The sequence below is a fragment of the Sorangium sp. So ce302 genome (assembly GCF_051530145.1).
Taxonomy (GTDB): domain Bacteria; phylum Myxococcota_A; class Polyangia; order Polyangiales; family Polyangiaceae; genus Sorangium; species Sorangium cellulosum_B.
On sequence record NZ_CP150326.1, the window covers coordinates 3,503,179 to 3,526,471 of the forward strand.

Here is a 23,293-nt window from a genome sequence, read left to right on the forward strand (position 1 = left end):
AGCGGGCGTCTGGTCGGGCTGCTGCGTCCTCCGCGGTGCTCGGCTTAACCTTTTTCCTTTCTAGGGCGAAGCGATGATCTTCGACTGGCTCTACGGCCTGTTCTCGAACGATCTCGCGATCGATCTCGGCACCGCAACCACCCTCATCTACGTGAAGGGCAAGGGGATCGTGTCATGCGAGCCCTCGGTGGTCGCCGTCCAGCGCGATGCTCGCGGCGGTAAGAAGGTGCTCGCCGTCGGCCGCGAGGCGAAGGAGATGCTCGGTCGCACCCCCGGCAACATCCAGGCGGTGCGACCGCTGCGCGACGGCGTCATCGCCGACTTCGAGATCACCGAGGCGATGCTCCGGTACTTCATCGCGCGCGCACACAACCGCCGCACGCTCGTCAAGCCGCGCATCATCATCTGCGTCCCGTTCGGCATCACCGAGGTCGAGAAGCGGGCGGTGAAGGAGAGCGCCGAGGGCGCTGGCGCGCGCGAGGTCTACCTCATCGAAGAGCCCATGGCGGCCGCGATCGGCGCCGGGCTGCCGATCACCGAGCCGAGCGGCAACATGGTCGTCGACATCGGCGGCGGCACGACCGAGGTCGCCGTGATCTCCCTCGCCGGCATCGTCTACTCGCAGAGCGTCCGCGTCGGCGGCGACAAGATGGACGAGTCGATCATGGCCTACATGAAGCGCAAGTACAACATGGCCATCGGCGAGCAGACCGCGGAGCGCATCAAGATCACGATCGGCAACGCGTACCCGCTCGAGCAGCAGCTCACGATGGAGGTCAAGGGGCGCGACATGGTCGCGGGCATCCCCAAGACGGTCGTCGTCAACTCCGACGAGATCCGCGACTCGCTGAGCGAGCCGACGAACGCCATCGTGGACGCCGTGCTCATCGCGCTGGAGCGCACGCCGCCCGAGCTGGCGGCCGACATCGTCGACAAGGGCATCGTGCTCACCGGCGGCGGCTCGCTCCTCAAGAACCTCGACGTGCTCCTCCGCGAGGAGACGGGGTTGCCCGTGATGGTGTGCGATGACCCGATCAGCGCCGTGGTGCTCGGCAGCGGCAAGGCGCTGGATCACCTCGAGCTCTTGAAAGAGGTCACGATCAGCTGAGGGTCGTCTTCGTGTCCCGCCCGTGAGCACGCCGGCGGGGTGTTTGCGGCGCGCGGCGAGCCGCCCCGCGCCGGGGTGGCGCCGCGCGCGGCGTCGAGAGGGGTGGCCTCGCGGGGCGCCTCGTACTACCTGGGTCCGGGAGCCACGGTGAACCTCAAACGCTACCGCGACTTCGTGATCGTGCTGTTGGCGCTCGCGGTGCCGTTCTGGTTCCTGCGCGCCAGCATGCGCGACCCCAAGCAGAACACGGGGGCCGACCGGATCATCATCAGCATCGCGGCGCCGATCCAGTACGCGGCCGCGACGCTGGCGCGCGGGATCTCGAACCTCTGGGGCGACTACATCTACCTGGTCGACGTCAAGGAAGACAACGCCAGGCAGGCCTCGCAGATCGCCCGCCTCCGAGAGCGGGTGCGGAAGCTCGAGGCGCTCGAGGAAGAGAACCGCCGCCTGCGCAGGCTGCTCGACCTGCGCCAGAGCCTCCGGACCGACGTGGTGAGCGCCCAGGTCGTCGGTAAGAGCACCAACGATTTCTTCCGGGTGGTTCGCGTCACGCTCGATCGCGAGGCGCGGGACATCGGCTCCAACTTGCCGGTCCTCTCCGCGGACGGCGTCGTCGGCACCACGCTGAAGAGCGCCGGCGACACGGTCGACGTGCGGCTCGTCGTCGATGGGGGCAGCGGCGTCGACGTGGTGGTCGAGCGCACCGGCGCGCGCGGCTTCGTCCGCGGCACGGGCGACGAGAGCAAGTACTCCTGCAGCGTCGAGTACGTGCAGCGCACCGACGAGATCGAGGTCGGCGATCTGCTCGTGACGAGCGGCGTCGGCCGGCGCTTCCCGAAGGGGATCCCGGTCGGGACCGTGACGCAGGTCGTCCGTCGCGACTTCGGCATCTACCAGCAGGTGTACGTCGCGCCGGCGGTCGATTTCTCCCGGCTGGAGGAGGTGCTCATCGTGACGACGACGCCTCCGGAGGAGACGCCCCCCCAGGCGCAGCGGAGGTGACGCGATGAGAAACTCCGCGTTCCTGGCGATGGGGGCCGCCCTGCTGATCCTTCAGTCGAACCTGTTCCGGCTCATCGGCAAGCTGAACATCCCGGGCTCCACGCCGAGCCTGCTCCTGCCGCTCGTCGTGTTCATGGGGGTGCACGAGTACTCGATCGCGCGGGGCGCCGCGCTCGCGTTCCTGCTCGGGTACCTGCTCGATCTCTTCACCGGCGCGCCGGTCGGCCTGTTCACCTTCATCACCGTCGCGACCTTCGTCGTCTCGCGGGTGGCCGGCGTGCGGCTCGCCGCGCAGACGCTCCTCACGAAGATCGCGCTGGCCTTCGTCTTCGGCCTCGTCGAGGGGGTGCTCATCGTGATCCTCACCGCCATCTTCGGGGGCGACGCGGCGCGCACCCGCGCGCTCGCCCGGCTCGTCGCGCCGCACGCGGTCTCGACGGCGCTGTTCGCGCCGTTCGTCTTCCGGCTGGCCGAGCGCGTGCACCAGGCGACGATCAACGTCCCGCGGCCAGGGGAGAGCCCGCGGTGAGCCTGCTCGTCCAGCGCTCCGACGTGAGCGAGTTCCGCCGGCGCTTCCGGTGGATCGCGCTCGGCATGGTCGTCGGATTCATGGTGCTGCTCGGGCGCCTGTTCTACCTGCAGATCCTCGAGGTCGACGAGAACAAGGCCATCGCTCGCGAGAACATCGTTCGGCGCGTGACGCTCGCGACCACGCGCGGGATCATCCGGGACAAGAACGGCAAGGTGCTCGCGGCGAGCCGGCCGTCCTACAACGTCTACGTCGTCCCGCGGCGCCTCGACATGGAGACGATCTGGCCGAAGCTCGTCGAGTACCTCGGCATCGGGATCGAGGAGCGCGCCCGGCTGGAGGCGCTGATCACCTCGATCCGCGCCGACGAGGGCCCGCGAAAGAACCAGCAGATCCTGCTCAAAGAGGACATCTCGCGCGACGCCGTGGCGACCTTGGCGACGCACGACGCCGAGCTGCCGGGGGTCGACGTGGTGCCCGTCCCGGTGCGCTACTACCCGTACGAGGAGGTCGGCTCGCACGTCCTCGGCTACATGGCCGAGGTGGACGCCGAGCGGCTCGCGTCGCTCCGCAGCGTCGGGTACATCGAGGGCGATCGCATCGGCGTCACCGGCATCGAGCGCGCCTGGGAGAGCTACCTGCGCGGCACGCGCGGCTGGGAGAAGGTGCTCGTCGACGCCAAGGGGCGGCGCAGGACGGGCGGCGACGGGATCATCGAGGAGCCGCGGCGGGTGGACCCGATCCCCGGCCGCGATCTCCGGCTGACGCTCGACGCCGACATCCAGAAGGCGATCGACAAGGCGATGCGCGGCGAGCTCGCCGGCGGCGTCGCGGTCATCGACGTGCGCACCGGGCGGATCCTCGGGCTGTACTCGAAGCCCGGCTACAACCCGAACGCGCTCTCCGGCGGCTCGGGGAAGCAGGTCATCCGCGACGCGTTCCGGAGGCTCTACTCGGATCCGCTGAAGCCCGCGCTCGACAAGACGCTGTCCGGGGCGTACCCGCCCGGCTCGACGTTCAAGCCGTTCACCGCGCTTGCGGCGCTCGAGAAGGGGCTCATCGATCCCCGCCAGTCCTCGCGGTGCCGGGGCGCGCTGACGTTCGGCAAGCGCACCTTCCGGTGCACGCACGTGCACGGGCCGGTCGCGATGCAGCAGGCGATCGCCGAGTCGTGCAACGTCTACTTCTACCGGCTCGCGGCGGAGTACGGCGTCGGCATGGACGTCATCGCGGAGATGGGCCAGCGCTACGGGCTCGGCGCGCGGACGGGGCTCGGTATCAACGCCGAGGCGGGGGGCAGGATGCCCACCCGGGCGTGGATGACGCTCCGGAACAAGGGCCAGTTCCGGCTCGGGTTCGGCCTGAACGCGGCGATCGGCCAGGGCGCGACGACGGTCACGGTGCTCCAGCTCGCGCTCGCGTACGCGGCGCTCGCGAACGGCGGCACGCTGTACCAGCCGCAGATCGTGCGGGCCGTCGAGACGAGCGCCGGCACGGTCGTCCAGGAGTTCACGCCGCGCGTGCGCCGCCAGATCGACATTCGGCCGGAGAACCTCTCCCTCGTGCACCGGGCGATGGTCGCCGGCGTGAACGAGGAGGGCGGCACGGCCTTCAAGGCGCGCGTCGCGGGCGTGGAGATGGCGGGCAAGACGGGGACCGCGCAGGTCTCGCACCGGCTCACCCGCGGCGTCGAGGCCGAGCGGGTCTGGTACTTCAACCGCGAGCACGCCTGGTTCGCCGGCTACGCGCCGGCGCGCTCGCCCGAGGTCGCCGTGGTCGTGCTCGTCGAGCACGGCGGCACGGGCGGCAAGCACGCGGCGCCGGTCGCCTTCGAGGTCGTCCGCGCGTACCAGGAGCTCGCGAAGGAGCGCCGCGGCGGCGCGAACGAGGGGCCGCGCGCGGGCAAGAGCAGCGCGGGCCGCGCGCCCGCCGCGTCGGGGCGCGCGCCATGATCCGGGGTGACTCTCTCTCTTCGCGCGATCGCGATCATTTCGACTGGCCGCTCTTCATCGCCGCGGTGGCCATCGCGGTGCTCGGCGTCGTCAACCTCTACAGCGCGACGAGCGTCTACTCCGGCGCGCGCGCGGAGCTCTACATCAGCCAGGTGTACTGGCTGTTCATGGGCGGCATCATCGGCGGCGTGCTGATCGCGCTCGACTACCGGCACCTCGAGCGCCTCGGCTACGTGCTCTACACGTTCGGCGTCTTCTCGCTGGCGCTCGTCTTCGTGCTCGCGCGCGACGTGCGCGGCTCCGCCCGGTGGATCGAGTTCGGCGCGTTCCGGTTCCAGCCCAGCGAGTTCATGAAGGTGTTCCTGGTCATCGCGCTGGCGAAGTTCCTGCACGACGATCCGCGCAACGAGGGCCGCACCCTCCGCGATCTGGCGATCCCGGCGGCGCTGACGGCGGTCCCTGCGCTCCTCGTGCTCAAGCAGCCCGATCTCGGGACGGCGACCATCCTCGTGTTCGTGTTCCTGACGATCGCGGCGGTCACGCGCGTGCGGTGGAGGAGCGCCGCGCTGTTCGTCGTGTCCATCGCGGTGGCGATCCCGATCATCTGGGAGTACGTGCTGCTCGACTACCAGCGCGCGCGCGTGCTCGTGTTCCTCCACCCCGAGGAGGACCTCCTGCACCGCGGCTGGCACGCCCACCATTCGCGCGTGGCGATCGGCAACGGCGGGCTGTTCGGCAACGGGTACCTCCGGGGCACGCAGAACCAGTTCCTCTTCCTGCCGGATCAGTTCTCCGATTTCCCGTTCCCTGTCTTCGCCGAGGAGTGGGGGTTCGTCGGGGGCGTGGTGCTCGTGTGCCTCTATGCGTTCCTGGTCGTGTGGGGGATCCGCATCGCGTCGATGGCGAAGGACCGCTTCGGCGCGGTGCTCGGCGTCGGCTGCGCGGCGATCATCTTCTGGCACGCGGTCATCAACCTCGGCATGACCTCGGGCGTTCTGCCGGTCGTCGGCGTCGGGCTGCCTCTGTTCTCGTACGGCGGATCGAGCGTGACCACGGTGATGGTGGCGATCTCGCTGCTCATGAGCGTGTCGATGCGCCGCTACTCCGGCGTCGCCTCGCTCGATCGGCTGTGACGGCGCGGCGGGCGTGCTCCCGCCGCGTGGACTCAAATCGCGCCTTCTGCGAGCCGCGCCTCGATGACGAACGCGAAGGCCTTGAGCGCGTCGCGCTCGGTGATCTCGCCGCCAGCGCGCGCTCTGCGGACCACGGCGCGAAAGCCGAGGTAGCGGCGCCCGTCCAGGCCGAGCAGCGCCGGCACCGTCGCTGGATCGCGCGCCGTGCCGCTCGAGCCCGCGAGCTCCGCCGCTTTGTCGAAGATCCCCGCGACGAGCGCGTCGCAGCGCTCGAGCGCGACGGCATACCGCTCCGCGGCGATCGTCGCCTCGATCTCCGCGATCGCCTCCCGCTCGGCGGCCGGCCAGAGCGCGACGAACGAGAGGCCCGGCTGGGCGAGGTGCCTCGTCGCCGCGGACGGGCCGTCCGCGCGCGCGGTCGCCGGGGCGTCCGCCTGCGCGACCAGCCTCCGGGCGGCGAGCCGCAGCGACGACGGGAGCCCGCGGCTCACCGGATCCCTGACGCCGGCGCTGCGCGGATCGAGCTCGCCGCCACGTGACGCGGTCACGCCGGGCGCCGCCGCGCCCTCGCTCGGGTCGCCGATCGTCGAGTCCGGTGGCATCGTCGACCACGGCTTGCTGGGCGGCGCGAGCCGCGAGATCACCGCGTCGAGCGGCGCCGACGGCGGCGGCGACGCGTCGCGCAGGGCGGTGGCGAGCCCGCCCTCGATCGCGTCGAACCCGCCCAGCCCGCTCCCCATCGCGTCGGGCAGGCGGCTCTCGAAGGCGCGCAGGACCGCGGCGCTGATCTCCTCGAGCCCCTCGTAGAGCCCGAGCCCCGTCTTCGCCGACGTGGCCAGCGAGGAGACGCGGGACGGGTTCAACATCGCGTCGAGCTCCGAGAGCGGCAGCAAACCGGGCAAATCGCGCTTGTTGTGCTGGAAAATGTGCGGGACGTGCTCCAGCGCCCGCCCCTGCTCGGCGAGGTTCTCGCGCAGGTTCTCCATGCTCTCCATGTTGGCGTCGGCGCGAACGGCCTGCGAATCGCTGACGAACACGATGCCGTCGGCGCCCGTGAGCACCAGCTTTCGGGTCGCGTTGAAGTAGACCTGCCCTGGCACCGTGAAGAGCTGGAGCCTCACGTTCATCCCGCGCAGCTGCGGGAGCCGGACCGGCAAGAAGTCGAAGTAGAGCGTTCGATCGACCGGCGTCGCGAGGGAGACGAGCTTGCCGCGGTACTCGGGCTTTGCCGTGGCGTGCAAGTACTCCAGCGTGGTCGTCTTGCCTCCGAGGCCGGGCCCGTAATAGACGATCTTGAAGACGAGCTCGCGCGACAGTGGGTTCACCGACGCCATGGGCGGCGGCGACGATACACGAAAAGGCGAACGAGAGCGCCGGGGTGTGCGCGGGCGCATGAAAACCAGGCGCGCACCCGCGTGCCCGCCAGGGCGGGGCACCGGAGGTGCGGCCGGCGCGGCGCGCCGTCAGCGGAGGCCGACGAGCGGCTCGAACTTGTCCTTCTGGCCGATCTGGAGCATGAGCGCGACCTGGCCCCGCTGCGCCTGGAAGTAATCGAGCCGCAGCCGGTGCGTCCCCTCCGTGAGGCGGGCCTCGCCGTCCACGGTCTTCGCGCTGTGGACTCCGTCGTTCGCGACCACGCGCTTGTCGTCGATGTAGAGGACCGCGCCGTCGTCCGAGGTGAGCCTGAGCTGGAACACGCCTTCCTGGGGCGCCTTGAACTCGCCCTCGAACCGGATCGCGAACCACTCGTTCTGCGCGAGCGCGCCTGGGAAGCCGCCGGAGAAGTCCTGCGACTTCACCTCGAACTTGTCCGTGTACAGCACCGCGAACGGCACGAGCCCGTCGAAGGTCGGGAGCTTCTGGGTGTTCTCGGGGATCACGTACGCGAGCCCCCGGAAGGCGCCGCCCTCCCCGTTGCCGAACGCGTTCGGGGCGGTGATGCGCGGCGCGTTGTTCGTGGGCAGGCGCCACTTCGGGGTCCTGCGCCGCTCGGGCTCCGGGTCGGGCTTGGCCGGCTTGCGCGACCGGGGGGCCTTCTTGGCGGGCGGCGGGGGCGGCGGCGAGGCCTCTGCCGGCGTATTGCCGCTCTGGATGGTGACATGGCAGCCGCTGAGGAGAGACGCGGCAAGCACGCACGAGGCGATGTGCGACGAGGTTCGGACCATGACGTCTCCTGAGAGGGAACGGACGGATTGGCCCGTCCCCACGTGAATGCGAGGATGGCGCTTAGACGTTCGAACCGTGCGCCGCAATCAGCGTCACGTCGCGTCAGGGGCCCCCGGCACGAGCGAGCCCGCCGGTCGAGCCCCGAGCGCCTCGAGCACGTCCTCGGGAAACCCTGTGGCTTGGCCGTGCAGCACGGGCCCGGGCGCCTCCTGCCGCGCGTTCCCGTCGAGCGATTCCGCGGCGCGCCAGACCGACGAGCGCTGGGCGAGCGCGAGCGCGGCGAGGCAGGCGAGCACGCTGGCGAGCGCGCCGGCGTTCATCACGCCCTCGTACCGGCCCCGCGCGGGGCCCGCGTAGCTCAGCCCGAGCAGCGCGCCGCTCACGAGGCCCCCGATGTGCGCGGCGTTGTTGATGCGGATTCCCGTGCTCGACGCGTTCACGACGAAGCCGAAGAGGACGATGTAGAACACGGCCTGGAGCGCGAGGTCCTTCCATCGCGGGTCGCGGCGGCGGAGCAGCCAGCCGAGCAGGAGGCCCATCACGCCGAACACGGCGCCGCTCGCGCCCGCGGTGCACACGACCTCGGGCTGCACGAAGAGGTTCCATGCGGCGCTCGCGCCGAAGCCGAACAGGCCCGTGAGCACGTACGCGATCGCGAACCGCGCCGAGCCGACGGCGGGCTCGGCGGCGCGGGCGAGCATGCCGAGCGTCACCATGTTCATGCCGAAGTGGAGGACGCCCATGTGGACGAAGACCGCGGAGAGCAGCCGGAACGGCTCGAAGGGCACGCCGGGCGCGAGGAGGAGGGCGCCGAAGCGGAGGTAGCTCGACGTGTCCCACGCCGAGAGGAGGCCGAGATCGCGGGAGTGCGCGGCCATCAGCTGGCCGACGAACACAAACGCCGTGAGCCCGCCCAGGATCTTGGTCGCGAGCAGGCTTCGCCCGTCGAGGCGTCCTCGGGTGGGCGCGGCGTGGGCAGGAGGCGCGAGGAGCGGCGCGCCGCAGCGGATGCAGCGGCTGAAGTCGCCGCCGTTGAGGGCGCCGCAGCGCGCGCAGTGCAGCGAGCGCCTCCTTTCGCCGGACGGCCCCGCCGTCACAGGGCGGTCCCGAAGCGCTGCCCGGCGCTTGGGCGTGGGGGGGACCTGAACGCTGTATCGAGGGTCACCTGGGCTCCTTTCACGCCGGACGCTCGGCGTGGAGGCCGGCACAATGTGGCGGCTCCTGGCCGTAAGGTCCACGGGTTTGGGCCGTTGTCGAGGGGTGAATGCCGTGGCCCTCCCGCGCTCGGTTCCGCCTGCCGGCGCGCGCGCCCTCCTCGCGGGGGGCGCGCGGCGGCTCGCCGGCGGCGCGCAGGCGCTCCTGGACCGCGGGGCGCGCCGACCCGAGAGGGGCGCGAGGCGGACACCGGTGCGCTCCGTTCTGCGTCCGGGTATCGTCGCCGCTGTGACGGCGGTGGCAGCAGCGAGGCCCGATCTCGAGGCGGAGCGCCTGCTGTGCGAGCGCGCGGCGCAGGGCGATCGCCTCGCGCTCGGGCAGCTGCTCCGCAAATACGGGCCAGCGCTGTACCGCGCGGTGCTGTTGCCCCGCCTCGGCTCCGACGCGGCCGCGCAGGACGCTCTGGCCGAGACGTACGCGCGCGTGATCGAGCGGTTCTACCAGTTCCAGTGGCAGAGCTGCGGCATCTATCCCTGGCTCCGCGTCATCGCGCTGCGCATCGCGCTCGACATGCTCCGCGCGCGCCGCCGCGAGGCGCTCTTCGAGCCCGAGGATCTCCAGCGCGAGATCGACGCGGCGGAGACCGACCTCACCGCGCGTGGAGAGGCCGAGCTCTGCGAGAAGCGCGATCTCGCGGACGCGCGGGCGCGCGTCGAGGACGCGCTCGGGCGCCTCAACCCCCGTTACGCCGAGGCGATCCGGCTACGGGTGCTCGAGGAGCGGCCCCGCGACGAGGTGGCCCTCGCGCTCGGGGTCAGCGTGGCGACGTTCGATGTCGTCCTGCACCGCGCCATGACCGCGCTGAAGAAGGCGATCGCCGCGCCGCGCGCGGAGCGCGAGGAAGGAGCGCGATGAAGCCGCGGCTGCCCTCGGATCCGCGTTCGCCGCCGACCGGCGACGGGCCCCTGGAGCGCCGCGCCGGCGCGGATCGCGGCCGGCGGCTCGCGCTCGTCGTGCCCGTCGCGGAGCCCGTCGCGCCTGCGTCCGACGACGAGCTGGGCGCGGCGCGCGCGCTCGCGGAGGCGCTCGATCGCGGCGAGGTCCCGCTCGCGGACGCGCTCAGGGCGGCGGCCCGCCCCGACGGGCTCGACAGGGCGGACCACGAGGCGCTGCTCGCGCGCGCGCTCGGCGACGAGGGCGCGCCGCCGACCAAGGCCGAGCTGCGCGCCGCCGAGCGCCTGCGGGAGGCGCTCGAGCCCCGCGCCGCCGCCGGCGGTGGTCCGGGGCGGGGCGGCGGCTCCGGCGGCGAGGGGGCGCTCGGCTCGCCTGATGCACGCGACGATCTCGCGGAGCTCGCTGTCGCGCTCCGGGCTGCGTGGCGTCCGGCGGCGCTCCCGGAGCTCCCGGGGCGCGCGCTCATCGACCAGGCCCTCCGCGCCTCGCCCGCGCGCGGCCCCCGGCGCATCGCGCCGGTGACGATGGCGGCGCTCTCGACCCTCGCCGCGGCCGCGGCGGCCGTGGCGCTGATCGTCGGCCAGATCAGGGAGGAGCGCGCCTCCGTCGCGCGCGCGCCCGCGGCCGGTGCTCCGGCCGCGGCGCTCGCCGCGCGGCCCCTGCTGATCGAGGCGCGCTCGACCGCCGCGCTCTTCGATCCGGCCGCGCCCTTTCCGCGGGAGGGCGGTCAGACGGAGCGGATCGATCGCATCGCCGCCGCGCGCGCGTCCGATCTGCGCCAGAACCGCTACGCGGCGTGGGGGGTGCGCTGATGCGGGGCCCGCACCTCGTCGCCGTCTGCCTGGGGCTCTTCGCGGCGGCGCACCTCGGGTGCGCCCCGGGCGACGAGCGGGCGCGCGCTGCCGGGGGCCCGGGCGATCCGGGGTGCGCGTGCGCCCCGGCCCAGGTCGTCGATCCCACGCTCCTCGCCTTCCTCTCGAGGGCGCGCGCGGCGCACCATGCCGCCGACGTCGCGCTCGGCGCGGGCGATCGCGCCGCTGCGCTCCGCGCCCTGGAGGGGATCATCGCCGCGCCGAGGCCGCCGGGGGCGCCGCCGGAGGTCGCCGAGGTGACGGCGGACACGTACGCCCGGCTGGCGGAGCTCCGGAGCGAGGCCGGCGAGTTCGACGCCGCGGCGCGCGACATCGACGCGGGCCTCCGGTTGGCGCCGGCGCCTTCTCATTATCAAGGCCACCTCTACGAGGTCGCGGGCGTGGTCGAGGAGCGCCGCGCGAAGGCGCTCGAAGCGAAGGGGGATCGCGAGGCGGCGACGCAGGCCCGCGCGCGGGCGGTCGGGCTGCTGGAGCGGGCGATCTCGATCCAGGACCAGGTGATCACCGAGGCCCTGACGGGCCCCGGGGAAAAGCCGCGCTGAAGGGCGCGCTCGCCGTGGTCTGCAATTGCGACGGGCGCGCGTTCGTCGTTAGACTCGAGCGGGAGGGGGCCGCCGCTCGACCCGATGACGTTCCGTGTTCCAAGGCCGAAGCCCGGGTACGATCTCAAATCGCTCCCGCTGAAACCCGCGGAGGCGTTCCTCCTGTCCCGCATCGACGGCGTCCTGACGGATCGGGATCTGTCCTTGATCACGGGAATGTCGCACGGCGATACCGTCGAGGCGCTGCGCCGCTTGCGCGACCTCGGCGCGATCCTCCTGGATGGGGAGCCCTCCGGACAGCCTCCGCCGCGGGACGCCGCGCGGCGCGCGGCCGCGGTGGATCCGGAGAAGACGATGCCGTCCGGGTCCGAGGCCGTCCCGCTCGGCCGGGACGCGCTGCAGCAGATGGAGTCCCTGCCGCTCTACGATCCCGCCGAGCTCGACGAGCCGGTCGAGCTCGCCTCCGACCGGAAGCGGCGGATCCTCGACCTCTACTATCGTCTCGAGGATCTCAGTTATTACGCGCTGCTCGGCGTCCCGGATCAGGCGGACAAGAAGCAGATCAAGAGCGCCTACTACCAGCTCGCGCCAGAGTTCCATCCGGACACCTACTTCCGGAAGCAGCTCGGCTCCTACAAGCCGAAGATCGAGGCCATCTTCACGCGCATCACGCTGGCGCACGACACGCTGACGTCGAAGCAGCGGCGCGCCGAGTACGACGCGTACCTCGAGCAGACCCACAAGAACCGGACGATGGCGGCGCTGATCGAGCAGACGCCGCGCGACATCGCCACGATAACTACCGCCGTCGACGCCACGGTGCGCGCCGCGTTCGCCGATCCGCGCGACATGGGCGCGTCGCCCGGGCGTTATTCCTCCGAGCGCGCGCCCGCGGAGCAGGGCGCGTCCGCTGTGTCCTCCGGTGCCGCCGCGCCGGTTCAGCCGTCGCCGGCGCAGCCGCGCGCAGGAGGAGGCTCGCCCGACAACGGAGGCGCGCCGGCGCGGAGCGCAGCGCCGGCCACGCCTGTCGCGCCTGCCCCCACCGCCAAGGATCGGCGTGAGACGTTCGCGCGCAAGCTCACCGGAGGCTTGCGGCGCGCTCCGCCGGGGGTGCCCTCTGCGTCGGCGGCCGCTGCGTCCGGGGCAGCTGCAACGCCGGCCGCGGTGACCGCTGCGCCTCGGGCGGCCACCCCGCCGGCCGTGGCGACCGCTGCGCCTGGAACGGCCGTCGTGCCAGCTGCGGCGGCAGGCGCCCCTGCGGCGCCTCCGAAGATCCCTTCCGGCGTGCGTTCGCCGGAGTCGATACGGGCGGTCGAGGCGCTCAAGGCGCGTTACGAGAACGCCCGCAACGAGGCGCTCCGGAGCCAGATCGCGCGGTACTCCGACGTGGCTCGGGCCGCGCTCGAGCGGAGCGAGTTCGCGAGCGCGGCCAACGCGTACCGGATCGCCGCGTCGCTGGCTCCGGAGGACGCAGAGCTCCAGAGGGCGTCGGCCGAGGTGGAGCGCCTCGCGGCGGTGGCGCTGGCGGACGGGTACCTCAAGCAGGCCGAGTACGAGGCACAGACCGGCCGGTGGGTCGAGGCGGCGCTGAGCTACGTGAAGGTGTGCAACGGTCGCCCGGACGACGCCGGCGCGCACGAGCGGGTCGCGCACGCGACGCTCCAGGCCGGGGAGAGCTCGCGGCGGGCGGTGGAGTTTGCGCGGCGGGCGGTGGAGCTCGTGCCCGCCTCCGTGGAGTACCGGATCACGCTCGCGCTGTCGTACGCCGCCGCGGGGCTCGCAAAGAGCGCGGCCGGCGAGCTCGAACGCGCCGCCGAGCTCGCAGGGAACGATGGTAGGCTGCGCGGTCTCGTCGCGCAGGCGCGCGAGCAGGCCAAACAGCAGGGGAAGCAAGTCTAGCGCCGGCCCTTACAGAAGGCGCGTCGGCCTCGGGCAGGCCCGGGGCGGCGCCTTCCGCATGGCCGGCGCACGATTGGCCCGCTCGGCTCCGCGAAACGGTCTAGCATCGTGGCCTCAGCGGCCGTTCGGGCCGAAGATCACAAGAGGAGCAGCGGCATCGATGGAGCGTGTCATCGGCATTGACCTTGGCACCACGAACTCGTGCGTTGCCATCGTCGAGGAGGGCGTCCCGACCGTCATCCCGAATCGCGGTGGGTACAAGACGACGCCGTCCATGGTCGCGATCACCGAGGCCGGCAAGCGGCTCTGCGGGCACATCGCGAAGCGGCAGGCGATCACCAACGCCGAGAACACGGTCTACGCCGCGAAGCGGCTGATCGGCCGGAAGTGGTCGTCCCCGCAGGTGAAGAACGCGATCCTGACCGCCTCGTACAAGATCGTCGAGGGGCCGCACGGCGACGTCCGCATCCAGCTGCGCGACAAGACGTACTCGGTCCCCGAGATCAGCGCGATGGTCCTCCAGGAGATGAAGCTGTTCGCCGAGGACTACCTCAACGAACCGGTCTCGAAGGCGGTCATCACGGTCCCCGCCTACTTCAACGACAACCAGCGGCAGGCGACGAAGGACGCGGGCCAGATCGCGGGGCTCGACGTCATCCGCATCGTCAACGAGCCGACGGCTGCAGCGCTCGCGTACGGGTTCGGCAAGAACGTCGAGAAGACGATCGCAGTCTTCGACCTCGGCGGCGGCACGTTCGACATCTCCGTGCTCGAGATCGGCGCGGGCGGGGTCTTCAAGGTCATCGCCACGGCGGGGGACACGTTCCTCGGCGGCGAGGACTTCGACGCGCGCGTCATCGACTGGCTTGTGCAGGGCTTCAAGGAGCAGCACGACGTCGATCTGCGGCAGGACCGGATGGCGCTCCAGCGGCTCAAGGACGCGGCCGAGAAGGCGAAGTGCGAGCTGTCCAGCGTCCTGGAGACCGAGATCAACCTGCCGTTCATCATCTCGAGCGCGCGGAACGAGGCGCTGCACCTCCAGCGGACGCTCTCGCGGGCCACGCTGCAGGAGCTGTGCGAGGACCTCGTCGAGCGGTGCATCGAGATCTGCAGCCAGACGCTCGAGGATGCGCGGCTCGACCGCGACGAGATCGAGGACGTCGTGCTCGTCGGCGGCATGACGCGCATGCCGAGGGTGCAGGAGGCCGTCCGCGACTTCTTCGAGCGTGAGCCGTGCAAGGGGGTGCACCCCGACGAGGTGGTTGCGCTCGGCGCGGCGGTGCAGGGCGCCGCGCTCGTGGACGAGACGAAGCAGATGATCCTGCTCGACGTCACGCCGCACGCGCTCGGCATCATGACGTTCGGGTCGAACTTCGAGGAGCTCATCCCGCAGAACACCACGGTGCCCACGAGCCGGTCGAAGATCTTCACGACGAGCCGCGACAACCAGACCGCCGTGAAGATCCTTGTCATGCAAGGCGAGCACCAGAAGGCGACGGACAACGAGCTGCTCGGCGAGTTCATCCTCACCGGCCTGCGCCGCGCGCCGAAGGGGCAGGTCGAGATCGAGGTCACGTTCGAGATCAACAGCGACGGCATCGTCTCGGTGAGCGCGAAGGATCTGGAGACGGGCCAGCAGCAGTCGATCCAGGTCACCGCGTCGAGCGGCCTCACGAAGGAGGAGGTCGGCGAGATGATGGAGGCGGCGAAGGAGTACCTCGTCGATCGCCGCGCGAGCGACCAGTTCGAGGGCGTCCGGCAGGAGGCCGAGAAGCTCATCGCCGAGATCGAGCGGATGTTCCCGCAGGTCGAGCAGATCGTGGCGTCCAGCGACTTCGGCCGCGACGCCATCGGCAAGGCGCGCGGGATCGTGGACCGCTCGCGTCAGGCCATCGGCCGGCGCGACGCGGCCGCGGTCAAGGAGCAGATGGAGGCGCTTTCGCGCACCCACCGGATGTTCAAGGGTGTCGTAGCCAGGCCACAGGGGTGAGGGGTGGCCGCGATGAGGGAAGACGATGCGGTCGGTGCCGCCTGACTCCAAGACCCTGGACTCCTCCTGGGGGCTCGACGAGGTGGACGAGCTCGAGGACACCCAACCGGTCGCCTCGAAGGAGCTCCTCGCGCTCGCCGCGCTCGCCCGCGAGGAGAAGGGCTCACCCCGCATGGAAACCCCGCCCGCCGGCACGCCTCTGCAGCCGGACGGCGAGGGCAAGATCACGCTCCCGCCGCCGATCCCGGTCAGCGACTACGTGGCAAAGATGATGACCCGCCGCTCTCACTCGAGCTCCGAGATCACCGCCCAGCGGCAGCGCCCTCCGGAGGCCTTTCCGCCGGAGGGGTACCCGCCCGTCCCGCCGCCGCGCCGGACGATCCCCTGGGAGCCGCCGCCTGGCTCCTCGTTCTCGGGCAAACACGGCGCTCCCGGCCGAGAGACCGCGAGGCTCGGCCTGGAGTGCGACGAGCCCGGGGTCCCGTCGCGGCCCGGCGGGCGGATTGGGTTCGGATCGCTCGACGCCGAGCGCGACTTCGGGTCGGAGCTCGACGACGAGCTCCTGCGCGAGCCGAGCCCGTCGTACCCGCGCAGCTTTGGCGAGATCGACGTCTTCGGTGGTCCGCCGGTCGATGCGCGGGACGTCCACGTCCCCCCGGCGGCGAAGGGGCGCGTCCCTCGTCCGGACGACGGTGGGCCGCTGGGCATCGATTTTCGCCTCGATCTCGGGTTCGAGGAGCCGGGCCCTCCGATGGACGAGCCGCCGATCACGCCGCCGCCCGGCACGCTCCGTTACGGCCTGCTCGTGGAGGACGACGAGCCCGCGTTCCGCGGCGGGACGGGGGCGCTCGCCGGTTCGACCTCGTACAGGGTATCGGGCGAGGCGCAGGGCGCGGCGCGCGCTCCGCGCCGATCCGAGACCGAGCGCGCGCCTGCGGCCGTTGCGACGGTCGACAAGGGGGTTCATTCACGCGCAACCGAGCCCCACCTGAGCGCCCAGGGGCCGCGGGAGCAGATGCAGCACCGGTTCGATCAGGGCGATTTCGGCGGCGCGCTCATCCTCGCGGAGGGCCTGCTCGAGGAGAACCCGAAGGACTGGATGGCGCGGCAGTACGCGGACAGCTGCGTCGAGATGCTCCGGCAGATGTACCAGTCGCGCCTCGGAGACGGCTCGCGGGTGCTGCGGCTCGCGGTGTCGCCGGATCAGCTCCGCTCGCTGAACCTCGATCACCGCGCGGGCTTCCTGCTCTCGTGCATCGACGGCTACAGCTCGATCGACGAGATCCTCGACGTGTCGGGCATGCAGTCGCTCGAGGCCTTGCGGCTCCTGTACGAGCTCGTGCAGGAGGGGATCGTCTGCAGCGTCTAGGCGCCGGCCTCGCCTGACGTCGCGGCGCCGCCTCATCGTTCCGAGCGGACCGCCGCGTCCCCAGACCCGCCTTTCCGCGATGCCGCAAGCTCGCTAGGTTGCACCGGTGCGCACGGCTCTCCAGGCCGCTCTCGGTCTCCTCCTCGCGCTGCTCGCCGGCCGCATGGGCGCGTCGCTGCTCTCGACGGTCCAGCCGATCGAGCCCGACGCTCCGGCGCAGCGGTCGCCGGCCGCCCCCTCCGACGCGAGCGCCGCGCCAGCGCTGGCAGCTCCGGCGCCCGCGCCTCCGCCGGGCGCCGAGCTCGCGGCCCACGCCGATCCGATCGCGAGCTACACGCTGCGCGCGAGCCTCGATCCGGCGCAGCACACGATGCACGGCGAGGGCACGCTGGTCTGGCGGAACGCGTCGCGCGAGCCGCAGCGCGAGCTGTTCGTCCACCTCTACCTGAACGCCTTCAAGGACCCGCGCACCGTGTTCCTCCGCTCGTCCATCAACGGCTTTCGCGGTAGCGAAATACTGTATGATTACGGTCATATCCAGGTGGCCCGCTTCGCGGTTCGCGAGATGGAGGGCGCGGACGTCTGGCCCCGCGGGAAGCCCACGACGCCCGGCGATCCCGACGACGCGACCGACATCCGGGTGGAGCTGCCGCGGGCCGTGGCGCCGGGCGAGGCGATCACGATCGATCTCGCGTGGGACGCGGACCTCCCGTCGCTCGCGCTCAGGACGGGTCACCACGGGAGCTTCCACATGGTGGGGCAGTGGTTCCCGAAGATCGCGCGCCTCGAGCCCGACGGGCGCTGGGCGCACTTCCCTTACCACCGGCTCTCGGAGTTCTACGCCGACTTCGGGGCGTACGACGTGACGGTCGACGTCCCGGAGCGCTTCGTGGTCGGGGCGACCGGCCGGCTCGTGGAGGAGCGGCGGGCCGACGGGCGAGCGATCCGCCGGTTCGTGCAGGAGGACGTGCACGACTTCGCCTTCGCCGCGTGGGACCGCTTCCGCGAGCTGCGCGCCACGACCGGCGACGGCGTCGCGATCCGGTGCCTCTTCCCCGAAGGGAGCGAGCGCGAGGCGGCGCTGGAGATCGACCTGGTCCGGTTCGGCCTCGAGCGCTTCGGCGCGGCGTTCGGCCGCTACCCGTACGGCACGCTCACGATCGTGCACCCGCCGGAGGGCGCCGAGGAGGCGGGCGGCATGGAGTATCCGACGCTCATCACGACCGGCGGCAGCTGGCTCTGGCCCGCCGTGGGCGTGCGTCTCGTCGAGGCGGTCACGGTGCACGAGCTCGCGCACCAGTGGTTCTACGGCCTCGTCGCGACGAACGAGCACCGTTACCCGTTCCTCGACGAGGGCCTCACCACCTACGCGGAAGCGGACGCGCTGCGCGCGCGCTACGGCGACGGCTCGTGGGCGCGCCTGCTCGGGCTCGAGATCGACCTCCGCGCGCAGTACCGCGCCGACGCGCTCACGTCGGGCCACAACGGCGCCGTCGCCCAGCCGGCCGCGGGCTTCGTCGACGGAAAGGACTACCTCGGGCTCGTGTACGGGAGGCCCGCTGTGCTCCTCGCGACCCTCGCCGGCGTGTACGGCGAGGACCTCGTGCGGCAAGCCGTCGGCCGCTACGCGCGCGAGAACCGGTTCCGGCACCCCGGCCCAGAGGCGCTGCTCGACGCGGTGCGGCGGGAGGTGGGCGACGAGGCGGCCGAGGCTCTCCGAGCCGGGCTCTTCGAGCGCGCGTGGGTCGACTACACCGTCGAGGCGTTCGACGCATGGCCCGCGGACGGCGCGGCGCCCGCGCCGGGCGAGGCCGGGATCGAGGCGGCGGGCTACCGCGGCCGCGCCGTCGTGCGGCGCCGCGGCTCGCTCGTGCTCCCCGTCGACGTCGCGCTGCACGGCGAGGACGGGAGCGTGCAGCGGGCGCGGTGGGATGCGCGTGAGAGCACCGCCGCGATCCCTTACGCCGGCGCCTCTCCGCTCGCCGCGGTGGTGATCGACCCCGACCACCGGGTGCTGCTCGACGAGGACCTCGCGAACAACGCGCGCCGATCGCGCCCCGACCTCCTCGCGCCCGGCGTGCTCTCGCGCGCGAGCTTCGCCGTGGGGCTCGCGCTCACGCTCCTCGGGCCATGAGCGCGCCGGCGGAGCGGGGCGCGAGCGATCCGGGCTCGCAGGGGGCCGCGGTGGCCGAGCCAGGGTGCGCGCGGCGCGCGGCGGGGCGCCCCGCCGCGCACGAGCGGCCAGCCGCGGTCGCGCTGTACTTCGGCTACCGGGCGCTCGCCTCGCTCGTGGTCGCGGCGCCGCTGTCCGTCTTCGTGGCCCAGATCGTCGGCGAATACCCGCGTGGCGACGCGATCCTCTTCGACCCCGGCGGCCTGATGCTCAGCGAGCTCGCGCGTCTCTCGGTGCACGCCGCCGCTGCCCTCGCCACGCAGCTCAGCCTGGGCACCCTGCTGGCCGCCGCGCTCGGGCTGCTCCCGCTCGCGGTGCTCCTCGCCGCGCTGAGCCAGAAGGGACCGCTCTCCGCGCAGGACCTGGGAGGCCGGGCGGCGCGCGCCCTGGGCCCGCTCGCGCTGCTCTGGGGCGTCGCGCTCGCGGCGCAGGTCGCCGCAGCGGCGCTCGTCCTGCTCCCCGGGACGAAGCTCTGCGCGGAGCTCCCGATCCTGCCGCGCGGCCGCGACCTTGCGGCGATCGCGGTCGCCGTGGTCGCGCTGGTACCGGTCGCGGCCATCGCCCTTCTCCACGATCTCGCGCGGGTCGCCGTGCTCGGCGAGCAGCGGGGCTTCTACACCGCCGTCTCCAGAGGGCTCGACGCGCTGCGTGGTGCTCCGCTCGCGGCCGTCTGGGCCTGTGCGTCCCGGGGCGCCCTCGCGGTCGTCGCGCTCGCCGGCGGGGCGTTGGGCATGCACCTCGCCGGGGTCAGCACTGGCCCGCGCGTCGCGGCCGCGCTCGCCGCGCAGCTCGCGGCGTTCGCCGCCGCGGCCTACCTGCGCGCCTCGTGGCTCGCGGCCGCCTTCCGGCTGCTCGATCGCTCCGCGCCCTGGCACGAGCGCGACCAGCACATCGCGCCCGACGGCGCGGCCGGGTGATCGCTCCGCTCCGCGCCCACGGCAGGCGGGAGGCCCGCGGGGAGGGGCGTCCAGCGGGCGGGGCCCCGCGCGAGAGCGAGTCGAGGGCGACGCGCGGAGGGTGAAACGGAGGGGGAGCGGACCCTGGTGCGCGTCCCCGGCTTCTGCGCGGGTAGGCAAGACAGCAGGCAGGCAAGCGCGGAGCGCGCCGAAGAATTCCTTGACATTCGGCTACATCCGCGTAACGTAGCCCGCCCGTGACCGACGCTTCCAGCGTAAGCGCGGGGCCCGCAGCAAGCCCAGGTAGCTCAGTTGGTAGAGCAGAGGATTGAAAATCCTCGTGTGGGCGGTTCGATTCCGTCCCTGGGCACTACCGTTCTCTTGCTTCGACCGGCGAGCAAACGCCGCCGTACCGTCCTCACACGCTAGCGTGAGCAGCCGTTCCGCACGGCGCAGCCGCTTGTCGTGGGTTCGCAGGTTTGCGGGTAACTCCTCCTCTCGCCAGCTGGCCTCGGCGGCTCGCTGCGGGTGAGCGCAGCGGTCTGTTCAGGAATACTTTCGCGGGTTTGGCCACATCGGGTGACAGTGGAACTTGGTTCCGGTGCGGTAGCGATCCTGATAAGGTGACGGGGGGATCACTCGTTGCAACCTGAACACTCCGGAGGCGCTCCAGGGAACGGCGCCTCCTCATGGAGGCTCCCTCATGGCCGATCGTCGTGTCGACTCCTCGCGAAAGAGCTCTCCGGAAACGGCCTCCGCTTCCGACTCGGCGCCGCGGAGCCGGCCGTCTGCGCCAAGTAGCCAGGCCAGCGAGACCGCTCGAAAGAAGAAGATCCTCGTCGTCGACGACTCGCTGACTTCGCTGCTGTCACAGCAGCTGACGCTCGGCGTGGACGACTACGACATCGTCATCGCGCGCAACGGCAAGGAGGCCATCGCGAAGGCGATTGCGGAGCGCCCCGATCTCATCCTGATGGACGTCGTCATGCCGGCGATGGACGGCTTCCAGGCCTGCAGGTGGCTCCGCGCGTTCGATGCGACGAAGACCGTGCCGATCATCATGATGACGACGAGGAGCGATCAGACGAGCATCAAGATCGGCTTCGCGAACGGGTGCACCGACTACCTCATCAAGCCTTTCGACAGCAATACGCTGCTCACGAAGGTCCGCACCCACCTCGGCGAATAAGCGATCTTGCCCTCTCGGCGCGCGCCAGGCGCTGCTTCGACCGAACCCTGGCGATCGGAAAGGCCCTCCGCGCGCAGGAGCAGCTTGCAGGAAGATGGGACGGCACGCGCGGCGCGAGGCCTGCCGCAACGCATACGCGAGCGCGCCTCGCGCGAGGTGCCCTGTCACGAGGGGCGCAGAGCAGCCACGCGGCGCGCGCGACAGGCTCGGCGCCGGCCGTCGATCAGAAGAACTGGGCCACGACGGCGCCGGACACAGGCAGTCCGGCGCATTCGCGCAGGTTCTCTATCACCGTGTTGCACCCGGCGATGGCGACGTCTCTGCCGTCGCACACGAACTCATCGTCGATGCAGGAGATGGCCTCGTCGAACTGGTCCTCGCAGCCGTCGTACTCCGCGGATCTCTCGGCGTCCTCGAGGGCGTCCACGCACTCGACCTCGTCTCTTTCGCTGCACGAGCCAGTGCAATCGCACTTGTCCTCGCACAGGCCGGACAGCGAAGCACCACAGCCCGGAAGCATGGCGAGCGCGAGGGCGATCGTGAACGAGGGGGCGAGCTTCAAGGGGTATCCTCCGACTTGGACGCGCAGCGCGCGAGCTTCGATGACGGTGGCCCTCTTATCGCGTCCGCGGAGGAGGCACAAGCCGCACGTGCGCCGCCAGCCGTGCGCCAGGGAGCTGGCCAGTGTGCGATACCGCCTCCCTCTCAGTTCCGCTGGCCCCGTTTGGCCCCTTCGGACTGCGCCGGCCAGAGCCGGCGGAAGCCGACGCCGAGGAGGGTGCCGTCGTCGCGCCGCACCAGGCCGCCGAAGCGGCACTTCTCCACCAGCGTGCCTTCGGCGAGATCGCCGCCGTCTTGAAACCGGATGCGCTGGCCCTCGCTCAGTGCCGCGAAGACGCGCGCGTCGGCCGCGATGGCGATGAGCGACTCCGGCGCAGCGACGCGCAACGGCGCGAGGTCGGCAGGGCGCGCTCGGTGAACCACGCCCCGGCGGGTCACGGCGCTTGCGAGGCCCAGGCTTCGCGCTTCGTCCGGGGTGGATGATGCCGTTGTGGTGGTGTCAATCCACACATCGACGGTGGTGCCACCCCTGTACAGGACCACGCCAGGGAGCGCCTTGCCCGTGGCGGTGGTCAGCAGGACCAGCTCGCCCACGCCGGGCTCGGTCGACGCGCGCCCGCCGAGGCGCTCACGCACCGCGTCCACCGTGGGCGTGGCCGACGCAGGCGCCGTCGCGCGGTCGGCGCGGGCCCGGTGGAGCAGGGGGAGCGAAAACTTGCGCGTCATCGGCCCCAACCATTCTACGCGAACCGACGCGCCCTCGCTCGGGCGCGGCCCTGGAATCCGCGCCTGAAGCCGCCTGCGTGTCTCCAATCAGGCCGACGCTCGCGGCCCCCGGTTACAGGCCGATGGCGCCGCGGTACATCCACCCCGTCTTGCCGCGGTGCTCGATCTTGTACCAATCGTTCTGCCGGCCAACGAGCTTGACCCGAGTGCCACGCACCAGCCGCATCACCACATCACCCTCCTTGGGCGCGCCGCGGACGAGCGCAGTATCCCAGCTCACCGTGGCCAGGCCGCTCACGGCGGTCTCGCTCGTGGTCGTGCCGGCCGCCTGCTCCTGGTCGTCGCCGCCGGCCTCCGCCTTGGCGGCGTCGGACTGCGCGCCCGGGGGATAGAAGGTGGCAGTGTAAACGAGGGAGTACCGGCGGTACTTGTGCGGGACTTCCTCGAGGGACACGTTCGAGAACTCCCGCGCTGCGCACTGGAGAATGCCGCTGACCGTCGAGGCCGGCAGGCTCGTCTTCTTCCCCTTGACGACCTGGACCTCCTTCTTCTCGAAGTTGAGCTCGAAGCCGATCGGGAGCTTGCCGTCCACGCCGAGCGCCGCCGGACACTGGGCGAGCTCCTTCAGCCGGGGCAGCGCGATCGGATCGAACTGGAGCTCTCCGCAGTCCTCGACCTTCTTGTTCTTCTTGTCGGAGCAGCGCGTGATCCTGCCAGCGCCGACCACGACCTGCTGCTGGTTCTTCGCGGCGGCCTCGGGAGGCTTGGCCTCGGGCTCCGCGGTCCCGGGCGCCGCTGCCGCGGAGGGAGGGGACGCCGGCGCCGCCGTGGCCTCGGCCGTCGCCTTGACGTCGGAAGGTACGGTCGGGCCGATGCGGACGCCGGCGAGCTTGGGCCACGCGACGCCGACGACAAACCCCACCAGCGCGATCACCCCGACCCGCGACCAGACCGGCTGCTCATCGCCGGGACGGGGGATGTCGACCGTCAGCGGGCGCTGCCTCTTCGCCATGTCCGCCTTCGCCATGTCCAGCACGTCGCCTAGCACAGGTGAGCCATCAGAACGAAATAGTC

At 71.8% G+C, this 23,293-nt stretch carries 20 protein-coding genes and 1 tRNA gene; 15 read left to right on the forward strand and 6 right to left on the reverse strand.

Going from position 1 to position 23,293, the window contains the following annotated elements:
- Positions 1–73 precede the first annotated feature (73 nt).
- The 5 genes from WME73_RS13485 to rodA all read left to right on the forward strand — a co-directional run bounded on the left by WME73_RS13485 (position 74) and on the right by rodA (position 5,727).
- Complete coding sequence (locus WME73_RS13485; RefSeq protein WP_276598056.1) at positions 74–1,108, forward strand: rod shape-determining protein; 1,035 nt, start codon at positions 74–76, stop codon at positions 1,106–1,108.
- A 147-nt stretch (positions 1,109–1,255) separates the two neighbouring features.
- The gene (mreC, locus tag WME73_RS13490; protein WP_437535265.1) at positions 1,256–2,113 is read left to right on the forward strand and encodes a rod shape-determining protein MreC; all 858 of its coding nucleotides are present in this window, start codon (positions 1,256–1,258) and stop codon (positions 2,111–2,113) included.
- Positions 2,114–2,117: 4 nt separating this feature from the next.
- Positions 2,118–2,642: a hypothetical protein gene (locus tag WME73_RS13495; RefSeq protein ID WP_437745874.1), complete on the forward strand. Its 525-nt coding sequence runs from the start codon at positions 2,118–2,120 to the stop codon at positions 2,640–2,642.
- On the forward strand, positions 2,639–4,594 hold the full coding sequence (mrdA, locus tag WME73_RS13500) for a penicillin-binding protein 2 (protein ID WP_437745875.1): 1,956 nt from the start codon (positions 2,639–2,641) through the stop codon (positions 4,592–4,594). The genes WME73_RS13495 and mrdA overlap by 4 nt, the downstream gene beginning before the upstream one ends.
- On the forward strand, positions 4,591–5,727 hold the full coding sequence (gene rodA / locus WME73_RS13505; RefSeq protein WP_437745876.1) for a rod shape-determining protein RodA: 1,137 nt from the start codon (positions 4,591–4,593) through the stop codon (positions 5,725–5,727). Before mrdA ends, rodA begins: the two co-directional genes overlap by 4 nt.
- A 32-nt stretch (positions 5,728–5,759) precedes the next feature.
- Here rodA and WME73_RS13510 read toward each other — a convergent pair whose 3' ends face one another.
- The 3 genes from WME73_RS13510 to WME73_RS13520 form a co-directional block, all read right to left on the reverse strand.
- Positions 5,760–7,061, reverse strand: coding sequence for an ADP-ribosylation factor-like protein (locus tag WME73_RS13510; RefSeq protein WP_437745877.1), 1,302 nt, complete (start codon positions 7,059–7,061; stop codon positions 5,760–5,762).
- Positions 7,062–7,190: 129 nt separating this feature from the next.
- Positions 7,191–7,892: a PA14 domain-containing protein gene (locus WME73_RS13515; RefSeq protein ID WP_437745878.1), complete on the reverse strand. Its 702-nt coding sequence runs from the start codon at positions 7,890–7,892 to the stop codon at positions 7,191–7,193.
- A gap of 93 nt (positions 7,893–7,985) precedes the next feature.
- On the reverse strand, positions 7,986–8,990 hold the full coding sequence (locus WME73_RS13520; RefSeq protein ID WP_437915974.1) for a rhomboid family intramembrane serine protease: 1,005 nt from the start codon (positions 8,988–8,990) through the stop codon (positions 7,986–7,988).
- 172 nt (positions 8,991–9,162) lie between these two features.
- On the opposite strand from WME73_RS13520, the gene WME73_RS13525 reads away from it, so the two are divergent.
- The 10 genes from WME73_RS13525 (at position 9,163) to WME73_RS13570 (ending at position 20,932) form a co-directional block, all read left to right on the forward strand.
- A complete protein-coding gene (locus WME73_RS13525) occupies positions 9,163–9,963 on the forward strand; it encodes an RNA polymerase sigma factor (protein ID WP_437871146.1) in 801 nt (266 codons plus the stop codon).
- Complete coding sequence (locus WME73_RS13530; RefSeq protein ID WP_437745881.1) at positions 9,960–10,814, forward strand: hypothetical protein; 855 nt, start codon at positions 9,960–9,962, stop codon at positions 10,812–10,814. Before WME73_RS13525 ends, WME73_RS13530 begins: the two co-directional genes overlap by 4 nt.
- Entirely contained in the window at positions 10,814–11,416 is a 603-nt protein-coding gene (locus tag WME73_RS13535) for a hypothetical protein (protein ID WP_437745882.1), read from the forward strand. Before WME73_RS13530 ends, WME73_RS13535 begins: the two co-directional genes overlap by 1 nt.
- A gap of 84 nt (positions 11,417–11,500) precedes the next feature.
- A complete protein-coding gene (locus WME73_RS13540; RefSeq protein WP_437915976.1) occupies positions 11,501–13,315 on the forward strand; it encodes a DnaJ domain-containing protein in 1,815 nt (604 codons plus the stop codon).
- Positions 13,316–13,475: 160 nt separating this feature from the next.
- Positions 13,476–15,305 (forward strand): molecular chaperone DnaK, encoded by a 1,830-nt coding sequence (gene dnaK / locus WME73_RS13545; RefSeq protein WP_272103249.1) that lies wholly within the window; start codon positions 13,476–13,478, stop codon positions 15,303–15,305.
- Positions 15,306–15,339: 34 nt separating this feature from the next.
- Positions 15,340–16,674, forward strand: coding sequence for a hypothetical protein (locus WME73_RS13550; protein ID WP_437745884.1), 1,335 nt, complete (start codon positions 15,340–15,342; stop codon positions 16,672–16,674).
- Between the two features lie 106 nt (positions 16,675–16,780).
- Positions 16,781–18,808 (forward strand): M1 family metallopeptidase, encoded by a 2,028-nt coding sequence (locus WME73_RS13555; protein WP_437915978.1) that lies wholly within the window; start codon positions 16,781–16,783, stop codon positions 18,806–18,808.
- Positions 18,805–19,764, forward strand: a complete 960-nt coding sequence (locus tag WME73_RS13560) for a hypothetical protein (RefSeq protein WP_437915979.1) — start codon at positions 18,805–18,807, stop codon at positions 19,762–19,764. The genes WME73_RS13555 and WME73_RS13560 overlap by 4 nt, the downstream gene beginning before the upstream one ends.
- 276 nt (positions 19,765–20,040) lie before the next feature.
- Positions 20,041–20,113: transfer RNA gene (locus WME73_RS13565), tRNA-Phe, on the forward strand.
- Positions 20,114–20,446: 333 nt separating this feature from the next.
- On the forward strand, positions 20,447–20,932 hold the full coding sequence (locus WME73_RS13570; protein WP_437535278.1) for a response regulator: 486 nt from the start codon (positions 20,447–20,449) through the stop codon (positions 20,930–20,932).
- Positions 20,933–21,155: 223 nt separating this feature from the next.
- On the opposite strand, the gene WME73_RS13575 is transcribed toward WME73_RS13570, so the two are convergent.
- The 3 genes from WME73_RS13575 to WME73_RS13585 all read right to left on the reverse strand — a co-directional run bounded on the left by WME73_RS13575 (position 21,156) and on the right by WME73_RS13585 (position 23,246).
- On the reverse strand, positions 21,156–21,494 hold the full coding sequence (locus WME73_RS13575; protein WP_437745887.1) for a hypothetical protein: 339 nt from the start codon (positions 21,492–21,494) through the stop codon (positions 21,156–21,158).
- A 143-nt stretch (positions 21,495–21,637) separates the two neighbouring features.
- Positions 21,638–22,219: a hypothetical protein gene (locus tag WME73_RS13580; protein ID WP_437915980.1), complete on the reverse strand. Its 582-nt coding sequence runs from the start codon at positions 22,217–22,219 to the stop codon at positions 21,638–21,640.
- 112 nt (positions 22,220–22,331) lie between these two features.
- Positions 22,332–23,246, reverse strand: coding sequence for an SH3 domain-containing protein (locus tag WME73_RS13585; protein ID WP_437915981.1), 915 nt, complete (start codon positions 23,244–23,246; stop codon positions 22,332–22,334).
- Between the last annotated feature and the right edge of the window lie 47 nt (positions 23,247–23,293).